This window comes from Haloarcula sp. KBTZ06, from assembly GCF_048595605.1.
Classification (GTDB): Archaea; Halobacteriota; Halobacteria; order Halobacteriales; family Haloarculaceae; genus Haloarcula; species Haloarcula hispanica.
On sequence record NZ_CP184339.1, the window covers coordinates 36,795 to 57,686 of the forward strand.

Here is a 20,892-nt window from a genome sequence, read left to right on the forward strand (position 1 = left end):
GGAACCAAGAAGTATGGCTGCTAAGTGGTGGAGAGACGCAGATATCGCAACAAAACGGCTAAACCGGATCGACGCGTTCTGGCGATAATGGGGTCAGCGCAGTCGAAAGTCGCACAGTTGATCGAAACGTATGGACTGACGTCGATGGGAACGGAACTGGAGCACGCGTGGCTCGGGAAGAATAGGGAACGGCAGAGTCTCCGTGACCTCGCTGATCGGTTCAATCAAGCGCTGCTTGTGGCTGCAATCCGCAATTCGGGCATGGACGTCATCGACGGCGAACCGGCGAACTTCTATCGACTCTTAACGGACGACGACGTCAGTGCGGGCAAACGGATCGAAGCGCGGAACCGACTCGAACGGGCAGGCATCGACGTCGATACGCTGGAAAGCCAGTTCGTCACGTATCAGGCGATTCGGTACTATCTCACAGAGGTTCGTGATGTGAGCTACGAGCCTGAATCCGAAACTGAACAGGTCGAGCAGGAACGCGGGACAATTGACCGCCTCCGCAGCCGCGTCGAGACAATCGTCCGGGACACGGTCGACCGACTGAACACCGCTGACAAACTCACTGTCGGCGAGTACCGAGTGTTCGTGAGCATCGATATTCGCTGTCAGGACTGCGGGACGCGCTACGGCATCAGTGACCTTCTCGACCGCGGCGGCTGTGACTGTGAGTGAGCGCTCAGTAGATTCGGTCTTTGGGGGGACCACAACAGGATCAGATATCCGTAATCCGGTTGTAACTATCCGGAAGCGCCTGCGCGTCCTCGGGGAGCAACGCGACGACGAGATAGGTGGGGTACTCCGCGAAGTACTCGACGAGCGAGGCGATGCGCTCCGCGTCGATGGCTTCCAGTGAGTCAAGCAGCATGAACGGGACGTCCTCGTACACGTCGTGGACGAGGTAGCCGGCGAGTGCGAACACGAGCCCGGTCACTTCCCGCTCACTCTCGCTCAGATGGCCGACAGTGTCCTCGTAGACAGTTCCACCGTCGGTACTCCTGACGACGTGGAGCGTGAACGTCGATCCAGTGACGCTGTCGTCGCTGTTATGGACCGGGTCATCGGGCGTGTCGGTCCGTTCGAGCCAGATCCGTTCGATGTTGCCGTAGCCGAGAATATCGAGCAGGTCGTCCATCTTCTCGTTGAACTGGTCGGTCGCCTCGGCTTCGAGGCGGTCGATACGTGACCGGAGGTCGATCAGCTCGTCAACCACGTCTTCCCGTTGGGCAGCCAGTTCGTCGTTTCGGCGGATGTCCGACTCGATGTCGGCGATCTCCTCGCGTACCTCGTCTCGTTCGGATTCGAGCCGGTCCAGTTCCAGCTCCAGTTCGTTCGCTTTCGTATGGAGTTCGAGCACTTCGTCGAACTCTTCGGTTCGGAGCGAGGTGACCCGCTCCTCGAGTTCCTCGACGCGGGCGGAGAGGTTGTTGCGTCGCTCTCGGAGGTCGACAACAGTCGTCTGCCGGCGCTCGATTTCGGCGTCGACCTCCTCAATCGTGGCGGTGAGTTCTCGCGCTCGCGTGCGCGTCTCCGCAATTTCGTCACGTCGGTCGGTCAGTTCGTCGAGTTCATCGTCGATATCGTCGATCTCCGTGACCGTCTCCTGAAGGTGGTCACGCATACTCTGGAGCGTCGACTCGATACGGTCCGGTTTCACTCGCGAGCCACAGGTCCAGCAGGTCGTCTTTGACCCCTTATACAGCTGGTCCGTGATGTCACCCACACTTTCTGGCTTTGCGTCGATAGCGTCGGTTATCTCCCGGTGCTCGCCGGACAGCAGTTCCTCGTTGAACCCGACGACGTTCTGCAGTCGGGTGGTGTACTCTGAGAGCTCTCGTTTGCGCTCTCGAAGCCGGTCGATGTCCGATTCGAGCGCTTCGAGTCGCTCGTCCGGCGATTCCGGAAGCCCGGATCGTTCGACCGCGAGGCTCCCTCGCTCGTCGCGCAGTGCCGCGATACTCTCCTGTTCTGACTGGATATCGTTTCGCACACGTTTCAGTTCGGATCGAGTCGCCTGGAGTTCATCGAGGGCCGTTTCGAGTTCGTCCCTGTTTTCCTGGGTCGTCTGGAAATCCACGTCCCGCTCGTCGATTCGGTCCTCCACGCGCTGGAGTTTGTCTCTGGTCTCAGTGATCTCGTCGCGCAGAGTTGCCTGTTGCCGTTCGAGATCGGGGAGGTCACGCTTGAGCGACGCGATACGATCGAGTTCCGCATCGATCTCTTCCTTGCGCTGTTCGGCCGCACGTATCTGTCGGTGGATCGACGCCACGTCGACGGGCCGCATAATGATCTCGCGAAGGTCCTCACCCCGCTCGACGGCTCGTCTGGCCTCGTTGTCTTCGAGCAGGAACGCGAACAGATCCGCAACCGTCGGGTCAGTGAGCAGGCCGAGGCCCGACCCGGTAACCCCGTTGTCCGTTCTGGTCAGTGTTTGGGTGTACGTCTCCTCCCCCAGTGAGAGTTCGACGTGCCCCTGGTCGGCGTCACCTTTGATGCTCGCCCACTCGCTCCCGTGAGCGGACATCACCGCCTGTAGAAACGATGTCCGATTAGTCGCGTTCCGGCCTCGGAGCACAGTCACCCCTGGTGGGACCTCGACTGTCGTCTCGTCGATCCCCCCGATTTTTTCGACGGTGAACGTAGCCACCTCCCCAGATACCGAGAGTGAACCCATATTTCGGTGTGTGCGAGTGACGGATATAAGCACTATGGCGCGTGTGGCACCACACATTCCGATTTCTATCCCAGTAGTTGCCTGCGGCTAACAAGCATATGTCTGTTATTCCAACGGATTCGCGGATCTAGTTCCGTGCAGAAACAATCGCCTAAATCCAGATAGCAAACAATTTCGGTAAATAACACTCTCAAACGTGTACCTTTATATTACACAATGGGCGTAGCTGTCGGTGTCGTTGACCATGACAGATCAAGACCGGGCCGAGAGTGCGCTTCGCGCCCACGTAACCTCCGTCAAGGAGGACCTGATGACGGGCGTATCGTTCATGATCCCCTTCGTGACTATCGGGGGTATCTTCCTCGCCGTCGCGTACGCGATAGGGGACACACAGACAGTGTTCGAGAACACCGGCTCGGCAGGCTGGTTCCTGGCACAGGTCGGTACTGCCGGGCTGACGATTATGGTTCCGATTCTCGGCGGATACATCGCGTATGCCATCGCCGACCGTCCGGGACTCGCCCCGGGATTCCTGCTGGCATACATTCTCCAGCAAGGGAACGTCGTCGCCGAAGCGGCGACAGTAATCGGTATCTCCGGCGGCGAAGCCGGTGCCGGCTATCTCGGCGCAATCGTCGCTGGGCTGCTGGCCGGGTACGTCGCGCGTTTCTTCAAGAACCTCGACGTCCCCGAGTTCATCCAGCCGATGATGCCGGTACTGCTGATCCCTGTCGCGACAATGGCGGTTCTAACGCCCATCATGCTGTTCGTGCTGGGCGTCCCTGTCGCACTCGCCAACGAAGCCCTGACCTCTTTCCTGCAGTCGATGCAGGGCGGCCAGGCTATCGTCGTCGGCCTCATCCTCGGCGGGATGATGGCCTTCGACATGGGTGGTCCCGTTAACAAGGTCGCTTACGTGTTCGCGACTGGGCTCATCACGGAGGAGATCTACGCACCGATGGCCGCGGTGATGATCGGCGGGATGGTTCCGCCGATCGGCCTCGCGCTCTCAAACTTTATTGCACCGCACAAGTACGCGGCCGAGATGTACGAGAACGGAAAAAGCGGTGTCGTGCTCGGCCTGTCGTTCATCACCGAGGGCGCGATTCCGTACGCAGCCGCGGACCCGCTACGCGTCATCCCGGCTATTGTGGCCGGTAGCGCTGTCGGCGGCGCGACCTCGATGGCCCTCGGCGTCACGATGCCCGCACCCCACGGCGGTATCTTCGTGGTCCTGCTTTCGAACCAGCCACTCGCATTCCTGGGCAGCATCCTTCTGGGCTCACTCGTGACGGCCGTCGTCGCGACGGTGATCAAACCGGACTTCGAAGACCGTATCGACGCCGGGGCGGAGACGAGCACCACGCAACCGACGGACGACTAACTACTGTGACTACAATGACAGACGCAATCGCAGCGGACGATATCGAAGAACTGATTCCGGCCAGCCACATCTCGCTGTCCGAGCCACCAGCCGAGAAGGAAGCGTGTATCGAGTTCTTGCTCGACCTACTAGTCGACGGCGGCAAGGTCGAGGACCGCGACCGCGCACTCGACGCGCTGCTGGAACGCGAATCGGAGACCACTACGGGCGTCGGCATGGGGATCGGGATTCCACACGCGAAGACTGACGCTGTGAACCGCCCGTCACTGGCATTTGCTCACTCCGAAGAAGGCGTCGACTTCGGCTCGATGGACGGCGAGCCGGCGACGCTCATCTTCATGATTCTCGTCCCGGAGGCCGGCGGCGAGGAGCACCTCAACATTCTCAGTTCCCTCTCGCGGGCCCTGATGCATGAGGACGTTCGGGACCGACTCCACGAGGCAGAGGACGAGACGACCGTTCAGGACGCACTCCGGGAGGCAATCGCATGACGGTCGTGCGCACTGTGACGATTGTTCCGGAGGCTGGCCTGCACGCTCGGCCGGCGTCGGCGTTCGTCCAGGCGGTCAACGACCACGAGGCCGAGGTCTCGGCCGGTCGTCCGGACGGTGACCTCGTCCAGGCGGCGAGTATGATCGCAGTCACCAGCCTCGGCGTCGGACAGGACGACGACATCAAACTGGTCGCCGACGGGCCGGATGCAGAAGCAGTGCTCAACGAACTGGAGCGGATACTGACAACGCCAGAGGCGGAACTGGACACTGACGATGGCTGAACGCACGCTTCACGGTACCGGTGCGACGCCGCGCTCCGGCGTCGGGTCGGTTGTCTGGTACGGCCGAGACATCTCGCTCCTGGACCCGGACGGCGTGGAAGTCGATCCCGAGACTGAAATCGAGCGGTTCGCCGACGCCGTCGACACCGCCCGCACCGAACTGGAGTCCGAGCGCGAGGCGACTGCCGAACGCGTCGGCGAAGACGAGGCCGCGGTGTTCGACGCGCACATCCAGTTCCTCGAAGACCCGACTATCGAGGACGGCGTCGAGACGATGGTCAGCGAGGGGCTTCCCGCACCGAACGCCGTTGACGCCGCCTTCGGCGAGCACATCGAGCAGTTCGAGGGAATGGACGGGCGGATGGCCGAGCGCGCGGACGACCTCCGAGACGTCCGTGACCGACTCCTTCGTCTGCTGACCGACGGCGAACGGGTCGATCTCGGTGACCTACCAGAGGGAAGCGTCGTCCTCGCCGAGCGGCTGACCCCCAGCGACACGGCGCAACTTGACCCGGAACGTGTCGCTGGGTTTGCCACGGTCACTGGTGGCCGAACGTCCCACGCGGCGATTTTCGCCCGCTCGATGGCCCTGCCGGCCGTCGTCGGTGTCGGCGACGCTCTCGAATCCGTCGAGGGGGAGGAAGAGGTCGTGATCGACGGCGACAGCGGCAAGGTGGTAGTCAGCCCCGACGACACCGAGCGAGCGGCCGCAGCAAGCGACTCGGGAGCCGCTGTCGTCGATGAGTCCGTCGAGACAACCGACGGGAGACACGTCGAGGTTGCAGCGAACGTTGGCCGACCGGCGGAACTGGACTCCGCAGCAGAACGGGGAGCTGACGGCGTCGGCCTCTACCGGACCGAGTTCCTCTTTCTCGACCGGGAGACGCCGCCGTCGGAGGACGAACAGTACGAGGCCGTCCGCGAGGCGCTCGATACGTTCCCGGACGGGCGCGTTGTCGTCCGCACGCTGGATATCGGGGGCGACAAGCGCATCCCGTACCTGGACCTGCCGGAAGAAGAAAACCCATTCCTGGGAGAGCGAGGAATCCGGCGCTCGCTCAACCCCGATTCGGACCTGTTCGCCACGCAACTCCGTGCGCTCCTGCGCGCTGGGGCGGATGGGGCTGGGGACCTCGCCATCATGTTCCCGCTGGTCGCCACTATCGAGGAACTCGAGGCTGCACTAGACACGCTGGACGCAGCGGCGGCCGAGGTTGGAGGCCACGACGCTGACGCTGTTGCTCCCGAAGTCGGCGTTATGATTGAAACGCCGAGCGCCGCCTTCATGGCGGACGAACTCGCCGCGCGGGTGGATTTCCTCTCTATCGGGACGAACGACCTCACGCAGTACGTGATGGCCGCCGACCGGGAGAACGAGCGCGTCGATGACCTGCACGACCCGACGCATCCGGGCGTCCTGCGCGCGATCCATCGGACAGTTACCGCAGCTCACGCCGAAGACGCCTGGGTCGGGATGTGCGGTGAGATGGCCGGCGACCCCGCTCTGACGGAACTGCTCGTCGGTCTCGGCCTCGACGAACTCAGCATGAGCGCCGTGACGATTCCGGAGGTCAAGACGGCCGTCAGCGAAACCGAGTACAGTGCCGCGAGCGAGCGCGGGGACCGCGCCCGACTCGCCGCAACGCGAAGCGAAGTCCACACCACAGTAGACACATGAAACTCGTCGCAGTCACCTCCTGTCCGACTGGTATCGCACACAGTCAGATGGCAGCCGAGAACCTCGAACAGACAGCGGAAGAGCACGGTCACGATATCAAGGTCGAAGTCCAGGGCGCGATGGGCGCGGAGAACGAACTCTCCGATGCTGACATCGAAGCCGCTGACGCCGCTATCATCGCCGCAGACACGTCGGTCAGTCAGGACCGATTCAGTAGCGTCCCGCTAATCGACGGCACCGTCAAGGACGCCGTCAACGACGCCGAGGGGATGATCGCCGATGCCATCGAGGCCGCCGACGGCGACGCGCCGGCCACTGGGAGCGAAGAAGGGTCCGAGTCCGCAGATACTGGGTCTGATCAGCAGCGCCGCCGTGGCGGTGACCGTTCGAAGAGCCTCGTAGCCCGACTGAAGCGTCTGCTTAGTTGATACGGAGTTAGATCGCTCCGACGTAGGTGACTTCTCGCCCACCCCCTACGATTGAACCATTCGCTTAGCCACGAAACCAAATGGAAAGCGGGCGGTCCAGTTTCGAGTCCAGGATTATATATCCTCTGAAGTCACCGAAACCGACCGTATCAGGAGGCTAGCGGTTGTAGCTCGCTGGCGGTTATTCCTCACCATCGCCCGAGGAGCCAGATATATCGCTACCGCTGGCTCCCGGGGCGAGAAGATACCCCAAAGCTGTTGTCCCCGATTCGGGACCGGACCGTAGTTCCACTGTCTGTCGCTCCTGGGTGACGCCAAACTCGGGGAAGTATTGGGTTGTAGTGGTGCGAACGTCGCTGGTACCCAGCGGGTAGACACTCAGCAAGGGCGGATTATCGTCGGTGGCTGCCCGGTGGGACGCACGTATTGGTCCAGACTCGTCGACTGTGACGGCAATGTCCGGGTGGAAGTGGAGGCGGGAGATGCTCGGCTCTGTCTCAGTGTCGGGTCCACTGAGCATATCGCGAACAAGCCACCAGCCGTCCGCCGCAACGATTGTCCTGTTGTGCCGATACGACGCTGGTGCATCAGACGCTGTTTCATAGCATCCGTCGAAAACCGCCGGTTCTGTCTCCTCGTAGCGTACCGACGGTTCCGTTCGCGCCCCCATCAGATACTTTCCACCGATCTCTATCGGCTCCGTATCGCCGACCTGAACCGTATTGTGTCCAGCGACACTTCTGACGTACTGTCGCCGTTCGTCGCTGGCATAATCATACACACCCGTATCAGTAAGCACACGGTGTCCATCGACCCAGAGCAAGACACTCAACATATCGTTATGTGAGTGGCCGGGTAAATGCGGGGGCCCGACGGGGCCGCCGTCCACTAACAGACGTCCATGGTTCGCATCGAGCCAGTAGTATCCAGATTCCCCACTCGCTGGACTGTTGTGAGCCGGAGCGGAACGGTCATCGGAACTGAATCCGGCGGCAGCAGCGTACTCCAAACAGTCGGCAAGCGGAAGCGCCTGACCGAACACGGCGTCGTTACACAGCGGGATCCGCTCGTCCGGGGGACAGAGATATCGCAGATACGCTACAGCCTGCCTTGTCATCGCTGTCATCCAGTTGGGGACCGTGCAATCACTGGCGGCCAGTACGGAGCACGCTGTCACGTATCGCGTTGTAACGATTGCATGATACATCGGCGACCGCTCGTAGTGCCCTCCGTCGGAAAGAAACTGTTTAGCCCCTGTACGGCCGAGAATAGAAATTCCTTTTGATGCCCATGAATTATCATCCTCAGAGAAGGTGAGTCCGGCCATGAGCAGTGCGAGCCCGTTCTCAACGAGGTGGTTGCCGCCGACATCACCCTCAATGTGGTTTATGAGGAAGAGCGAGTTCCGATATATCTCTCGAGCAAGCACCTCAGTAAGTCTCTCTGGAACGCCTTCCTGGGTGCCCCCAGTTCGCCACGCGAGGTACCGAGTGAGTGTTTGAATACGGAGTGATACTGCCCACGGTGTCCACGCATTTCGAAGGTAGCCCGGCTGACCGATTTCGATACTATCGGCCCAGTCCCACACCCACTGGTCGAACACCTCGACAACCCTGTCGGGAGCCGCCTGTGGGTCTTTGAACCCCAGCGTCGCCCAGCGGAGAGGTTCGAACGCGTATAGTTTCAGCGGCCAGAGAAGCGGATAGTCGTCGAACCGGTCGTCGAACCAGTTAGGTTGGTCTGGCGACCGAAACTGTATTGTCCTATTGAGGAACGTCAGGTTGCCGTCGGCCGCCTGGCGACTCCGTTGCTGGAACATCCGGACGGTCGATTCCGAAAGTTCACCGCAAAGCAGGTCGAGGTCTGTTTCGACTGGACTGGTCGCCACCGAGAGGGCTCGGGGAATCGCCGCGTCGTATCGCCCGTCGAAGTCGAGCGGGAGTCGCGTGAGGACGGAGTTCCGAGTCGTTCGTTCAGCCATTCCGAGTAGCTGAGCAGGCTCCAACTGTGTGAGTGTGTGTCCATACAACCTGACCGCTTTCGGAAGCATCTGCAGGGACTCAGTCATCGTCAGTACTTGGGGCCGTGTACAATTCTTGCTGTTCGCTCGTTGTCACCGTCCGGAACACCTCGCCCAGTCGGCCCGCGATGGCCTGCCTGTCATACTCTTCGGAAACGACTCGGTGTCCGTCTCGACCCATCGCCACCCGCTGATCGGGGTTTTCGAGGAGGGTGTCAATCGCTGCCGCAATACTCTCGGGATCGGGTTCTGTGTGGACACCTGCGTCTGTATCCGTCGCGAACCGCTTGATTTCCCCCCTCCCAGTAACCACGACGGGTAGCGAGCACGCCATATATTCGTAGAGCTTCGTGGGTATCGCGTAGTCCAACTCTGGACTGTCTTTTATCGGGGCCAATCCGACAGTTGCGCTGTCCAGGATCTCCGGGATTCGTTTACGGTCCACCAATCCGACAAACTCCACGCGGTCTTCAAGATCAAGTCTCTCCACTACACCCTTGAGCCGAGATACTTCATCCCCGTCACCGACCAACTGGAGTACGGCATCGTCACTTGAGACGTGTTGCATTGCCCGGATACACGGTTCGAGTGCCTGTGCACTCCCGATATTCCCGGTGTATACGATTCGCGAGTCGTTTTCCTCAGCGGTCGAAACTGACGAGAACCGGTCGGTGTCAACACCGTTTGGGATGACTCGGATCCGATCCCGGAGATCCCTGCCGTACGTGTCAGCGACTGCATCTCCGAGCGTCTCAGTCGTTACCGTGATGCGATCAGCGGAGCGTAACGCAAGACGCTGGAACGTGCGACCGGCTTTTACCAGTGGACTGTCTGCTGTAATGTATCCGAGGGCGATCGAGTTCTCAATCCACAGATCGCGGACATCGATCACCCAGGGGTTCCCGATGGCAGCAGCCACGAGTCCGGGGAACCCAGTGGTGATCGGTGGCGTAGATGTCATGACAACGTCGTACTGCCGGAAATTCATGACTAACCAGAGTGCCGCATGGACTGCGAATATGAGGTAGTAAGGGAGCCGCCGGAGCAGAGAGGGATTCTCCCTCTGTGGCTGCCACGTCCACAGTCGGTGGACGACGACTCCCTTATCGCGTTCTGTCTGCTTACGCTTCCAAGTCCGTTCGAAGTTTCCCGGTGGGTAGCAGAGGGACGGCGTCAGAACGGTCACGTCGAAGCCGTCGTCGAGATTGACGGCTGTGTCGTGGATTCTGGAGGCATTGCCTCCCTTTTCCGGGGGATACCGCTGAGAGACGATGACACAGTCAGTCGTCATCGGAGCGGATTATGTACGGCGACTGTCCCAATCTTAGATGCTTCTCTCCATCTCGACGATGGTACCGTGTCCGTTGGCCTATCGCTGCTCATCGACATCGAATCGTTGCACTGTATCCTTGACGGGAATATTAGTATACATCTGATACTCCCGAGGCGTGCCGAAGCTGAGTCCGTTATGTGTTCTCTTGAAGTTGCTCTATCTCGGTCTGTAACATTGCTTTGTTTCGAGTAAACCGGTCTCCCCACCTGCACATAGCATATCTCAGCCTCTAAACCACATCAACCCGCTCCGACCCGCCCGGTAACCATATCCTACTGTAAATATAATACAATTACCATATTATATCTAACTGTCTTGCGTATCAAGTCGATGTGTTTTGAGGGCATAATTGGTAACTACTCTAAGTACATAGGAAGTAAAGACACACGTAGTACGTTTATACCGTGTGAGAACGGCTAATTAGCATATACCTACTCCACTCATATGTATGTCCGATAAGCACAAACCAACTGCTGACGATAACAAGATTCCGGGACGCTCAACCACTCTAACAGCAAATGAGAGAGGTAAAGTCCATCTTAATCGGAGATCTTTCTTCCAGTTCGGGCTAGCAGCGATAACCGCAGCCATCGGAGTGGGGAGTCTAGGTGCAAGTACCTCGTTCGGTCAAGAGAGCAACACTCACATGACGGATTTTAGTGAGTACGTGTAAGAGAACATACAGTCCTTCGTTTAACGAGTTGCCTCAGAGCGATGCAAAACCTTGTTCTGAACTGAACAGTGAACCCCGGTGCATGGGCCAGAGTCGAGGAGAACTCATAAGAGGATTCCAAGTATGCCTTTCGTCTGATATTATATAACGGACCGATCTCATTTCCACTATACCAAAGATGGAAGCTATTCAGGCTTCAGTACATCTCAGCAACTCTCTCAACCGTGCCATGTGTAGTTAAAACCGGCATTTGAATTGTGAAAGTGAGTTTGGCTCCCGTCGAAGGGAATGCGAAAAATAGGACTGGGGATTTTATTTGGGTTTCTCTGTAGGAAGCCTATACTAATGTCCCGAGCATATTACCTTGAGACGAGAGCAATGATCACGTTCCTCCATCGTTTGTACCACTTCAATCGATCCAATATATCGGGTAGTACAACTTTCGTATATCTGTCATGACAAGTGGCTCTGGGGAGGTCAGTCGTCGCAGGCTTATAGCTTTTATCGGAAGTATCGTGACTATCATCACAGGCCTACTCTACACCTGGCTACCGGGTTTCGATAGGGGTGCTGGTGAACCTCCAGATGGGAACGGGACTGAAAAGTCTGCTAAGGCGCCGGTTCAGCAGACTGCAACGCCTACGCGACCGACTGACGAGCCCGAGGTAGTCCAAGACGCCGAAAATATCAGTGACTACGGTTCGGAGCCGAATCCGAACGATCCCAGTGCGGCAGCAGCGAAGCGAAATCTCAACGCCATTCTCAAGGCTGCAAGGGCTGCCGGCCATGGAGGAACAATATTTGTTCCTGAAGGAGAGTACTATTTTGGCGGTGACGATTCAGGCTATAGCCCGTACGTGGAGTTCGGTGAAACCGTGCCTGCTGGTATTTCTATCATCGGAGAGGGGGCAAACAAATCAGTATTGGCAATTACCAGACACGCTTCCGCTGAAAACCGTCCAAACCAGAGCGGCTTTATCTGGTACGACGGATACGATCACGGGACCGTCGAGATTGCAGATATCAAACTGGACGGGAACTATGAAAACGTCAGCGGACTCGCGGAGAACAACGGGGGCTCCTGGGGCCTCCAAATGTCGAAAAACGGTAATTTCCATCTCAAGCGTGCATGGATTCGAGGGTGGCATTTAGCGGGGGTTCGTGGCCGTGCTGTCCTCAGATCGGTCACAAACTGTACGTTCCAGGATAACGGAATCGGGCGCCACAACGCGACCAACGGAAAGTCGAACTCCCACCATATCTCTGTCCGACCGCAGGCAGGCGACGAGTTTACTGTCAAGAACAGTTGTTTTATCGACTGTGCCGGAAACGCGATCAATATTAGGTTTGGCGATGGAGTTACCAAAATTCACAACTGTTATATCAGTGGTACGGGGTCTGGGCTGTGTAAAATGTCCGCGGGCAAGGTCGTAGAACTGAAAAACATCTATCACAGAGCGAACACCCCCTCTTTAGAGCAGAAGGTCGATAAGCGGGACATCGGGCCCGATTTCCACGGCCGGTTTTTCATTAATAACCTCGGAAACCGGGGAACCACTCCGACCACCGTCATCATGGACAACGTTCTCTCTAGAGACATGTCTGATCACGCGTTCCAAGCACAGGACGCCATCGGAGATGGCCCGATGAACGTGATATGGAAGGGAGACATGATTGCGATTTATAATACCAACCGTGCTCGGGACGAGGCAGTCATTCGCGACCATGGCGCTGGGAAGTTCTCCAACATCGACATTGATCGGCTATCTATACACAATTCGAAGGCTAAGGCATTCATGTTCACCAGTTCTCAAGGCACGATAGATACATTCAACCACTCCAACACAGATGGAATTGGGAACGCAGGTGACGTTACTATCAACGCAAACAACCAAGGCCAAGGCCGCTTCAGTCCATCGGTTCCCAGTATAAAAGAGGTAGGAGTGAGCCCAGTCGCCTCCGGTGAAGACGTAACCGTAAATTCGGGTAACCGGAAGAGGTGATCCAACTCCTGTTCAGGAGGTGATTGAAGTGGCAATTAAATTGAATGAGAAAATCCAGTCTGGCATACTCAGACAGGAGTCGGTCCTGTAGTGCTTTTGCTACGTCCCCTCCATCTTGGTTCCGTTAGCCAGATAGATCCTGATATCACCGTTGTCGTAGGATCGGTCAACTGTTCTGTCCCGATTAAAACGCTGGAAATCCTGTGACGTGTATTTCCACCGCTGCGGATAATCCGGGTACGTCTCCTGATAGAAGATTCGGCCTTTTCTGTTGATCATCACGTACTTATCGCTACCGTAGTTCTGGCCGAAGTACTGACTGGTTGTGTAATTGAAATGGGGTGGGAGAAACACCTCCCAGAATGATAGCTCTTCGCTCACACCGTGTTCTGCGTGGTGGAACCGTCGGTACTCTATATCGAAATGATAGAGCTCTCTGTTTCCGGTCTCGTGTTCGGTGAGCCACTCGCTGCCCTCGACTTCCATCGCTGTGACCTGGTCGTTAGTCATTCCTGACAGCGGTGATGGAAACAGTGTGAGCGTGGACAGTACGATGAGCACCAATACTGTAAGAGTGATCGCTGGCTTTGTGCTGCGGGCAAGTAACGACCGGCTGGGTTGCCCGAGGCGGATCCGAATTATGTGGAACAAGGGTCCAAGCAAAAGCACCGCGCCAATTTTGGCCACCTGCCAGGGGCGCTCCTGCGTGACGATCAGGTCAAGAAGAAGGAACAAGAGTCCACTAGTGCCGAACACGCCTACAACTGCCCCCATCATAGTGGTCCGAGTGTCCAGCACGTCTCCCTTTTTAAGACCGAACAGAAGAGCGACTCCGAACAGGCCCCCGCCAAGACCAAACAGTACCATTTCGGTCCCAAATCTGAACGTAACGAACTGAACAATATCGATCAGGGATGGTGTGGCCTCCTGTGCAGTTTGGGCGTACGCCTGAACGGGTGCATCGCTGCTATCCGACCCGAAGAGGACACGATAGATAGTATCGAACCGCAGTATAACGCCAGGGAAATTCGAGTACCAACTCATGATAACCGCAAGCGAGAGCCCAAAGGCGCTCGTCGGACTCTGATATATCGTCTGTATTCTTGGAAGATACTGAACAATATAGTACAGCATAAAGATTGCTGTAACGAACACAGCGGTTAGCGGGTGATAGAGGAGAATACTCAGGAGTGTGAGTACCAGAACCGCTCTAATTGCAGGAGTAGGATGCCGCTGGCTTTTGAAAAAGAGATACAAAACAACCGGGATCAACAGGATGCTAAAGTCGAATGGACGAAACAGCGAATGGCTGTATCCAAGTATTGGTAGCAAGACGAAGGGGAGACCCAGAAGGAAACCCCTTCGCGAATCGGCTACCTGAAACAAGAGGTAAACCATTCCTCCAAAATATACCGCGGAAAAAATCACCGGCGTCAGCATCGCTAATGCCATAGCCTCCAGTCCAGTAGCGTCGGCAGTAGCGAGCACAAGCAGGTGAGCGAGAGGGTAGATGTTAGCCCCAGTAGTGCCTGTGTTGACGATGTCCTGTACGTATCCGAGGTGCGTCAGCGGGTCGGCATCTCCGTACATCACATATCCCCGTATGAGAGGCATCAGTAGCAGTAACGCGTCGGTAGCCAACATAAGTGAAGTGCCGAAGACCCACGACCGTTCGTTCGAATTCCCGATGCTTCGAAATATCAACAGTGACCCGGAAAACAGAGACCCGATGATACAACCCCAGAATGAAGTCGGATATGATTCGTAGAGCGATATCTCGTACTCGGTGGCTGGAGGGGAAATTACCGCAATAGCCGTTGATATCGAAAGTAGCAGGACACCGACAACTGCAATGGCTCCCGTAGTTCTCGAGTGAGTGAAAACGGTCTGTTCAGAGTTTTCGCTCATGAATTGTTACCCACAGGCGTTGCTCAGCGAATTGACATTTGTATCGACCGGTCTAGTATTCGTCGAGAACGTATCCACCATTTGTATTGTACGCCCATAGAATAGTCAATATGATTGTTAGTGCGCTCCTAACCTGTTCTGGAGCGCTTATCCTGTACTGTAGCGTTTTAATTGTTCTTCCGAGAAAAATGCAAACAGATTCTACAGCCCACACACATATTACCGCGGAGATACGAGACGAATGACAGTGTGTCCCGCTGTTAGACGCTTACCGATTTGGTTGTAGAGACAGACTTCCCGCTACTATTGACCACTGTGAGTGCGATGCTGTAGTTGCTCTCGGTGACCTGCTCGATGTTGAACATATCGATGTCTGAAGCCGTATTTCCGCTGACTTCCCACTGGACGCTCTCTACCACGGCATCTGAATCAACGACATCGATGTCAACTGACCGGAGTTCGCTATCACTACTATGCACGTCCCACACGACAGTGATATTAGCTTTGCCGTCACCTTTTTGCGATTCAGAGACACTGAACCGTCCGATCTGCGGTTTCAAGCCGTCTCCAGATGCGGACGCTGACGCGGTAGCAGACGTGCCGTTTCCACTATTGTCTGTCGCGGTCAGCACAATGGTGTACTCGTTTCCAGTTCCGTCGTCTCCACTCGCTGTGAGATCCGTTGTTCCTGTAGCTGAGCCACCCGAGACAGCAACACTCTTCGTATCCTCCTGCTCGTTGTTGGTTTCATCGTACAGGCCCAGATCGACGGTTGAGAGATCTCCGTCCGAATCGCTGACCTCCCAGTCAATCGCAAAGGCCGCATCCGTAGTATCTGTCTCGACCTGTGAAACAGATAGACCGTTGACAACAGGACTGGTCCCACTATTGTCAGTGGTAACGGTAATGCTGCTCGAATCGGTGTTCCCGGCTGAGTCGGTCACCGTGGCATCAAGCGTGTGGGTTCCGTCTGATAGCCCTGAGGAGTCCCAGCTGGCCTCATAGTATCCCGTATCCGAGTTGAACGACGCAGTCGACCACGTCTCACCGTCGACGCGATATTCGACGGTGGGGGTGCCAGCAGCGTCTTCGGCATCAGTTACGCTGATTTTCAAGGTGACTGTACCGTCTACTGTTTCTTCAGAAAGGGGCTGTTGCCACGCGATTTCCGGCCTGGCGTCGTCGAGCCTGGCTGGTTCACCGCTGGTACCAACGCTGAAGAAATCAAACATCTGAGTGTCACTCGACCAAGATCCGATCCCAGTCCATCCCGGATCGGTGACGTCCCCATCAGTTACGTCTATATCCCACGAATCAGGCTCTTTCGCGCCATAACTCCAGTTTTTGGCTTGTACAGATGAACCATTGATACGGAGCCGGAGATAGCTCCATTCATCAAGGGGGTTTGAATTGGCTACAGTTTCGCCAAGTGTGGTTTGTGACCCATTGAAGTCCTTCTCAACTCGGAGCTTGATGCTCCCATCGCTTCGAACAAACCAGACAGAATAGCCGACCATGTTTCCACTGGCATCGGTGCCTCCTCGGCCGATCAAACGGCCCCAGCCGTCGCCATCGTTGTTTTCCGAGCTGACATGGACCAGTCCGAGTACCTCGATATCGGTATTTTCGCCGACATCGTCCCAAGACATTGCATGCGAATTAACGGAACTGGCACTGAACTCGACATATGCGTCGCCCGTTGTTGAATCATTCGAGACGACTGACCAATCCGAAGGGTCACCGCCCCACCGGGCTGTCCAGTCTGGGAGGTCGTTCTGTGAGTCGTCTACGGTCTCAGTAGTAGTCGTTTCCTCCTCTGTACTACTCTGGCTCTTCACTCCTACCTCGTCCTCGCTTGGAACATCCACATTCAGCGGGCTCCCTCCAGAGAGGTGACTGCCTACATTGATGTCCCCCATACTTCCGACACTACCGACGTTACCCGTGGAGAGCGTGGCGATAGAGCCGTACGAGTCCTCGGTTTCAAACACCTTCGCATCGGTGTCGTGAACCGATATCTCGCCAACATCAACGTTCTTGAACGCTGCCCCCTGTCGGTCGCGGATGACCTCATCATCAGTGTACATGTTCGAACCGGCGAACGCGATCCTATCGCCGATCCATGTGATATCAGATGGACCGCCCACCGAATCACGGACTTGGAATGCATACGAAGTGTGGTTCTTCGTCGACACTTGTTCCATATCCAACGTCACGCTGGTGTCCCCACGATCCCCCAGGCTCTGGATGAAGTGTCGACCCAGGAATCCATCGTTTGGCTCGTCTGGGAGCAGCGATTCCAGTTCCGCTGTGTATGCTGTGTGGTTGATGCGGCGCAGTTCGACCCTCTCTCCGGCGGAGAGTTTGAGGAACTGACTACCTGTCCCAGCGGCGTACACGTTCCGGATTCGGTAGGTTCCGTCACCGTATCGAATGTTTATTGCACTACCCGGACAGTTCTTTATTTTACAGTTTTCGATGACCGTGGTGCTGCCTTTCGGCGTCTGCAACGAGTCAAACGGATGTGTATTTGATCCGCTGTCTTTGTGATATTCGATGCCGATCCGGTTGAGGGTACAGTATCTCGCGGATGAGAGGTACTGCCTGCATCTAATACCCCGCGTATAGGTGTCTGTAATCCGAACATTGTATAGCGAGAACGACAGTGGATCGCCAGAAAGCGAGAACCCATCTGCTCCGCCGCTGTGCGCGTTGAGATCGCCCAGATTGGGAGCGTTTACGTCCAGCGTAAGCCCACGAATCTCGACATCCCCATGGTCTGCGTCCCCGTCGTAGATAAACGCCGTCTGGTTCGAGATAACCGCAGGATCCATGTGTTCAGTCACCGCAAGTGTGGACTTAGCAGGCCCCTCGCCGTAAACTGAGATGCCACGTGGCTGACTTCCACCCAGATTGATGAGGGAGTAGACGTCCTCACTTCCGAAGTAGTAGGTTCCTTCCGGAACAAATATCGATCCGTTCGGCCCAGCAGCGTCCATAGCACTATGAAGCGCATTTAAAACTTCTCGTGCGGCAGAGAGGTCTGGATCATTCGGGTTGTGATCGCGACCAACACCGTGATTCGTGATGTCTTCGGCACTATCGGGCACGTAAGCTGGTCTACTCATTGGAGACCTCCCGGTTAGTCTCCTCAGACTTGTCTGCCCTGTTGTCAGAGCCCATCCACGCCTCGGCGGTAGTGGTTGCGATCTTTCCAAGTGGATTCCTCACGACAGTTTCCACTGTTACCGTTTTTCGTTTGGTAAACAGTCCCTTAATGGCATTCCTCGGGCTGAAACAGCCATATATCCCCGAATTCACTTCACTCGTTTCACACTGATTTCCTGCCCCAGTAATGACTTCTTTCTCAAGGTAGTTCGCTCTTAACATGCTGTACCGAATTCGACCCGACTATGGTATTATAAATTGTTACTTTATATAGGTATCTGGTTATTCGATACAAAATCTTGTGAACTGCATACTTACCATTTCATATTCCCCACTACTGACCTAACGGTCGAAAATCGCCTGAAACGAATAATTCAGTCTTCAACAATCAGCAAGGAGAGGTATTAGATATATCCAAGATGCTTTAGACGATCTTCGACGTCTGACTTCGATGGTTCTTCTTGCTCTGCAACGCTCACGCACGGATTGCTGGTTTTTTGATCTGTGGCAGATGTAACAGCCCACGGGACCTTTTTGAGATGAGGATGTGGTATCCCCTCCGGATGTCCATACTGTTTCATCTCTCCGAACAATTCACCGTGGTCAGCAGTGATGGCGACCCGCTCCGCATCTATGTTACTGAGCAGGCGACGGATTGAGCCAAGGACTAATCGAAGGTTATCCAGATAATTCTCCCAAGCCTCTTGCTTGGATATCTCCCCACGTTCGATAGCTTCCCATGGGTGATCCTCAGCGTCAGTGATATCCCGTTGTTCCCTGTATGCGGATGCCACATGCGGCCGGTGTGGTTGATAATAGTGAAGAATCATCCGCTCGAAGTCGAGCTTTCGTCCCGCAAGAATCGCTTGGTCGGTCACGATATTCGGCGGAATCGTATCGAAGTAGTCCTCGTACCTGTGGTGGCGAGAAAGCTGTTTCAGGAGTTTGAACTGGCTTTCGTCTACTACGTTCCAATCTGCCCAAGTAACTGGCACAACGTACTTGCGCGGTGGCCGTTTCCCGTCTTTAAATGTCGGCTGAGTATGCGGATTCGTAGAGAGATATACTGTGTCGGAGATCTCGTCTGCGTGTTCCTGGGTGAAGGTTTTACACAACCACTCATGAGAAGAGCTTCCTGTGGACCACACGCTATCAACCCTGTCGATAAACTCAAATTCGGGTGCGACTTCCCGCAACGCGTCCACACGACAGGCGTCTAGTACGATCAGTAAATCCCACTTTTTTTCGTAAATGTTCGTGCCGAGAGGGTACTGAGTGGTCAGTGAGAAATATAATCCATTATAAGCTCCACCTAAAAAATATCGGAGTCCCTCTTCGCCCCCATCTACTTGGTCTCCTGTAAGGGTACGTAGCCACTCGTGTATATTAGTCTGCACAGTGCAGACTTTTTGCAGTGGATGGTATAGTTATAAATATTCTACCCACAGTATCGTGAATGGACCATCCCAAATGTAGTTACGCAGTTCAATATAGATAGTATACAAGTAAACTTATGTGGATTTTATCTGTTGTTTTCAGATTTCAACAAGGATGACACAAACAGGACAGCCAGTACCGGCTGCATACTTAATGAGACCCACTTCCAGTTAGTATTCATGTACGATGCGGTCGTAAGCGCGATGAACCATCCAGACCCCTTTAATCCCTATATGGGGCTGTTCAATTTCCGATCCATCAGGGCGCTCAGTATGACAGATACTAGTCTAGATGTCGTTACTCCTCGTCCGAGAGCGCCTCCGATAGGTCCCTACTCCGAGTTCGGCGACATACCGAGCCGACATGATTACAGTTCTCACGAGGTCCATTACCCTAGATTCCTCTACTTATTACCGCAAAAGTTATTTAAATACACGTTGTCGTCACGGTCGTTTTCCAAAATGCTCCCGGAGTATCTCTCAACGAACTTTGAGACGCCGGATATCTGCCATGCTGGCCACATCCATTACGATGGCTACGGGTTAGTGCCGTACTGTAGGAGCAACGATATCCCGCTGACAGTCATGGGGCGTGGGAAAATTTTAAACAGCTTCTATGAACTCTCACAGATCAGTCGGAGAAAAATCAGAGAGACTCTCAATTACGCGGACGGCATCTTTTGCGTGAGTGAATCACTCGCACGAATCGCCAACAGTATTACCGAAACACCGAAAGCTACTGTGCTCCCAAACGGGGCGAACCCAGCGCGGTATCCAACGGACAACGAGGCGACGATTCGGCGAGAACTGGGAATTGAGAGAGATACCACACTAATCATGTTCTGTGGGGGATACACGGAACGGAAAGGGATTAACGAGATTTGTGAAGCCCTGGATGATATTCATAACGACGACGTAGCCTTCGTTTTCGTCGGTCATTACGGTGATCTCCGCACAAACCTCATCGCTGAACTCAAAGATAGCCACCACGAGGACTATCGGGTCCTCTGGGAAGTCCCACCGCTGGGTCTCCGGCGGTGGTTCGCTGCCGCAGATATTTTCATGCTCCCAAGCCACGCAGAAGGCCGACCGAACACGATATACGAGTCGATGGCCAGCGAAACTGCGGTTGTCGCCTCGGCCGTATCCGGTATCCCAGAACAGGTGGTAGACGGAGAGACAGGCCTCTTGATCCCAAAAAAAGACTCCGATGCGCTTGCCACCGCCCTGAACAGTCTCATCACCAATCCAAAAGAGCGAGAACGGATGGGAACAAACGGTAAGGAACGGTTGGTATCGAAGGGATGGACGTGGGAAGCACACGGTCAGCGACTTGCGAACCTCCACGAATCGATCATCGCTGATGGACAGCTCCCCATGTCTGAAGTCCTGGACTAATGCCC

15 protein-coding genes are annotated in these 20,892 nt (G+C 55.7%); 8 read left to right on the forward strand and 7 right to left on the reverse strand.

The window, feature by feature from the left end; all coding sequences use genetic code 11:
• Nucleotides 1-87: 87 nt before the first annotated feature.
• Complete coding sequence (rdfA, locus tag ACNO8S_RS16795; RefSeq protein WP_014031168.1) at nucleotides 88-684, forward strand: rod-determining factor RdfA; 597 nt, start codon at nucleotides 88-90, stop codon at nucleotides 682-684.
• A 40-nt stretch (nucleotides 685-724) separates the two neighbouring features.
• Here the strand turns inward: rdfA and ACNO8S_RS16800 are convergent, their stop codons facing one another.
• Nucleotides 725-2,683, reverse strand: coding sequence for an archaea-specific SMC-related protein (locus tag ACNO8S_RS16800; RefSeq protein ID WP_023843005.1), 1,959 nt, complete (start codon nucleotides 2,681-2,683; stop codon nucleotides 725-727).
• 244 nt (nucleotides 2,684-2,927) lie between these two features.
• Between ACNO8S_RS16800 and ACNO8S_RS16805 the strand changes: the two genes are divergently transcribed.
• Genes ACNO8S_RS16805 through ACNO8S_RS16825 form a run of 5 tightly spaced genes read left to right on the forward strand, consistent with a single transcriptional unit; the run spans nucleotide 2,928 to nucleotide 6,948 of the window.
• On the forward strand, nucleotides 2,928-4,067 hold the full coding sequence (locus ACNO8S_RS16805; RefSeq protein ID WP_014031166.1) for a PTS fructose transporter subunit IIC: 1,140 nt from the start codon (nucleotides 2,928-2,930) through the stop codon (nucleotides 4,065-4,067).
• A 14-nt stretch (nucleotides 4,068-4,081) separates the two neighbouring features.
• Nucleotides 4,082-4,558 carry a PTS sugar transporter subunit IIA gene (locus tag ACNO8S_RS16810; protein WP_191449131.1) on the forward strand — a complete coding sequence of 159 codons (477 nt, stop codon included), beginning with the start codon at nucleotides 4,082-4,084 and terminating at the stop codon, nucleotides 4,556-4,558.
• Complete coding sequence (locus ACNO8S_RS16815; RefSeq protein WP_129756317.1) at nucleotides 4,555-4,842, forward strand: HPr family phosphocarrier protein; 288 nt, start codon at nucleotides 4,555-4,557, stop codon at nucleotides 4,840-4,842. Before ACNO8S_RS16810 ends, ACNO8S_RS16815 begins: the two co-directional genes overlap by 4 nt.
• Nucleotides 4,835-6,520 carry a phosphoenolpyruvate--protein phosphotransferase gene (gene ptsP, locus ACNO8S_RS16820; RefSeq protein ID WP_420182945.1) on the forward strand — a complete coding sequence of 562 codons (1,686 nt, stop codon included), beginning with the start codon at nucleotides 4,835-4,837 and terminating at the stop codon, nucleotides 6,518-6,520. The genes ACNO8S_RS16815 and ptsP overlap by 8 nt, the downstream gene beginning before the upstream one ends.
• The gene (locus ACNO8S_RS16825) at nucleotides 6,517-6,948 is read left to right on the forward strand and encodes a PTS fructose transporter subunit IIB (RefSeq protein WP_191449129.1); all 432 of its coding nucleotides are present in this window, start codon (nucleotides 6,517-6,519) and stop codon (nucleotides 6,946-6,948) included. Before ptsP ends, ACNO8S_RS16825 begins: the two co-directional genes overlap by 4 nt.
• Before the next feature lie 181 nt (nucleotides 6,949-7,129).
• On the opposite strand, the gene ACNO8S_RS16830 is transcribed toward ACNO8S_RS16825, so the two are convergent.
• Nucleotides 7,130-8,929, reverse strand: coding sequence for a heparinase II/III family protein (locus ACNO8S_RS16830; protein WP_252718674.1), 1,800 nt, complete (start codon nucleotides 8,927-8,929; stop codon nucleotides 7,130-7,132).
• Between the two features lie 79 nt (nucleotides 8,930-9,008).
• Complete coding sequence (locus ACNO8S_RS16835) at nucleotides 9,009-10,259, reverse strand: glycosyltransferase family 4 protein (protein WP_420182946.1); 1,251 nt, start codon at nucleotides 10,257-10,259, stop codon at nucleotides 9,009-9,011.
• 1,230 nt (nucleotides 10,260-11,489) lie between these two features.
• Between ACNO8S_RS16835 and ACNO8S_RS16840 the strand changes: the two genes are divergently transcribed.
• Nucleotides 11,490-12,977, forward strand: a complete 1,488-nt coding sequence (locus ACNO8S_RS16840; RefSeq protein WP_420182947.1) for a chitin-binding protein — start codon at nucleotides 11,490-11,492, stop codon at nucleotides 12,975-12,977.
• Between the two features lie 99 nt (nucleotides 12,978-13,076).
• Here the strand turns inward: ACNO8S_RS16840 and ACNO8S_RS16845 are convergent, their stop codons facing one another.
• The 4 genes from ACNO8S_RS16845 to ACNO8S_RS16860 all read right to left on the reverse strand — a co-directional run bounded on the left by ACNO8S_RS16845 (nucleotide 13,077) and on the right by ACNO8S_RS16860 (nucleotide 19,258).
• Nucleotides 13,077-14,885: a hypothetical protein gene (locus ACNO8S_RS16845; RefSeq protein WP_420182948.1), complete on the reverse strand. Its 1,809-nt coding sequence runs from the start codon at nucleotides 14,883-14,885 to the stop codon at nucleotides 13,077-13,079.
• 260 nt (nucleotides 14,886-15,145) lie between these two features.
• Nucleotides 15,146-17,884, reverse strand: coding sequence for an Ig-like domain-containing protein (locus ACNO8S_RS16850; protein WP_420182949.1), 2,739 nt, complete (start codon nucleotides 17,882-17,884; stop codon nucleotides 15,146-15,148).
• Between the two features lie 121 nt (nucleotides 17,885-18,005).
• Nucleotides 18,006-18,275: a hypothetical protein gene (locus tag ACNO8S_RS16855; protein ID WP_151104156.1), complete on the reverse strand. Its 270-nt coding sequence runs from the start codon at nucleotides 18,273-18,275 to the stop codon at nucleotides 18,006-18,008.
• Between the two features lie 182 nt (nucleotides 18,276-18,457).
• Complete coding sequence (locus tag ACNO8S_RS16860; protein WP_420182950.1) at nucleotides 18,458-19,258, reverse strand: hypothetical protein; 801 nt, start codon at nucleotides 19,256-19,258, stop codon at nucleotides 18,458-18,460.
• 411 nt (nucleotides 19,259-19,669) lie between these two features.
• Here ACNO8S_RS16860 and ACNO8S_RS16865 point away from each other — a divergent pair, with 411 nt between their 5' ends.
• Nucleotides 19,670-20,887 carry a glycosyltransferase family 4 protein gene (locus tag ACNO8S_RS16865; RefSeq protein WP_049943027.1) on the forward strand — a complete coding sequence of 406 codons (1,218 nt, stop codon included), beginning with the start codon at nucleotides 19,670-19,672 and terminating at the stop codon, nucleotides 20,885-20,887.
• Nucleotides 20,888-20,892: the final 5 nt, after the last annotated feature.

Bases quoted from the DNA above. Each gene is read 5' to 3' on its own strand.
- rdfA (WP_014031168.1), top strand. From the start codon at position 88: ATGGGGTCAGCGCAGTCGAAAGTCGCACAGTTGATCGAAACGTATGGA.
- ACNO8S_RS16830 (WP_252718674.1), bottom strand. From the start codon at position 8,929: ATGGCTGAACGAACGACTCGGAACTCCGTCCTCACGCGACTCCCGCTC.
- ACNO8S_RS16805 (WP_014031166.1), top strand. From the start codon at position 2,928: ATGACAGATCAAGACCGGGCCGAGAGTGCGCTTCGCGCCCACGTAACC.
- ACNO8S_RS16845 (WP_420182948.1), bottom strand. From the start codon at position 14,885: ATGAGCGAAAACTCTGAACAGACCGTTTTCACTCACTCGAGAACTACG.
- ACNO8S_RS16810 (WP_191449131.1), top strand. From the start codon at position 4,082: ATGACAGACGCAATCGCAGCGGACGATATCGAAGAACTGATTCCGGCC.
- ACNO8S_RS16815 (WP_129756317.1), top strand. From the start codon at position 4,555: ATGACGGTCGTGCGCACTGTGACGATTGTTCCGGAGGCTGGCCTGCAC.
- ACNO8S_RS16800 (WP_023843005.1), bottom strand. From the start codon at position 2,683: ATGGGTTCACTCTCGGTATCTGGGGAGGTGGCTACGTTCACCGTCGAA.
- ACNO8S_RS16835 (WP_420182946.1), bottom strand. From the start codon at position 10,259: ATGACGACTGACTGTGTCATCGTCTCTCAGCGGTATCCCCCGGAAAAG.
- ACNO8S_RS16825 (WP_191449129.1), top strand. From the start codon at position 6,517: ATGAAACTCGTCGCAGTCACCTCCTGTCCGACTGGTATCGCACACAGT.
- ACNO8S_RS16865 (WP_049943027.1), top strand. From the start codon at position 19,670: ATGTACGATGCGGTCGTAAGCGCGATGAACCATCCAGACCCCTTTAAT.
- ACNO8S_RS16855 (WP_151104156.1), bottom strand. From the start codon at position 18,275: ATGTTAAGAGCGAACTACCTTGAGAAAGAAGTCATTACTGGGGCAGGA.
- ptsP (WP_420182945.1), top strand. From the start codon at position 4,835: ATGGCTGAACGCACGCTTCACGGTACCGGTGCGACGCCGCGCTCCGGC.
- ACNO8S_RS16850 (WP_420182949.1), bottom strand. From the start codon at position 17,884: ATGGACGCTGCTGGGCCGAACGGATCGATATTTGTTCCGGAAGGAACC.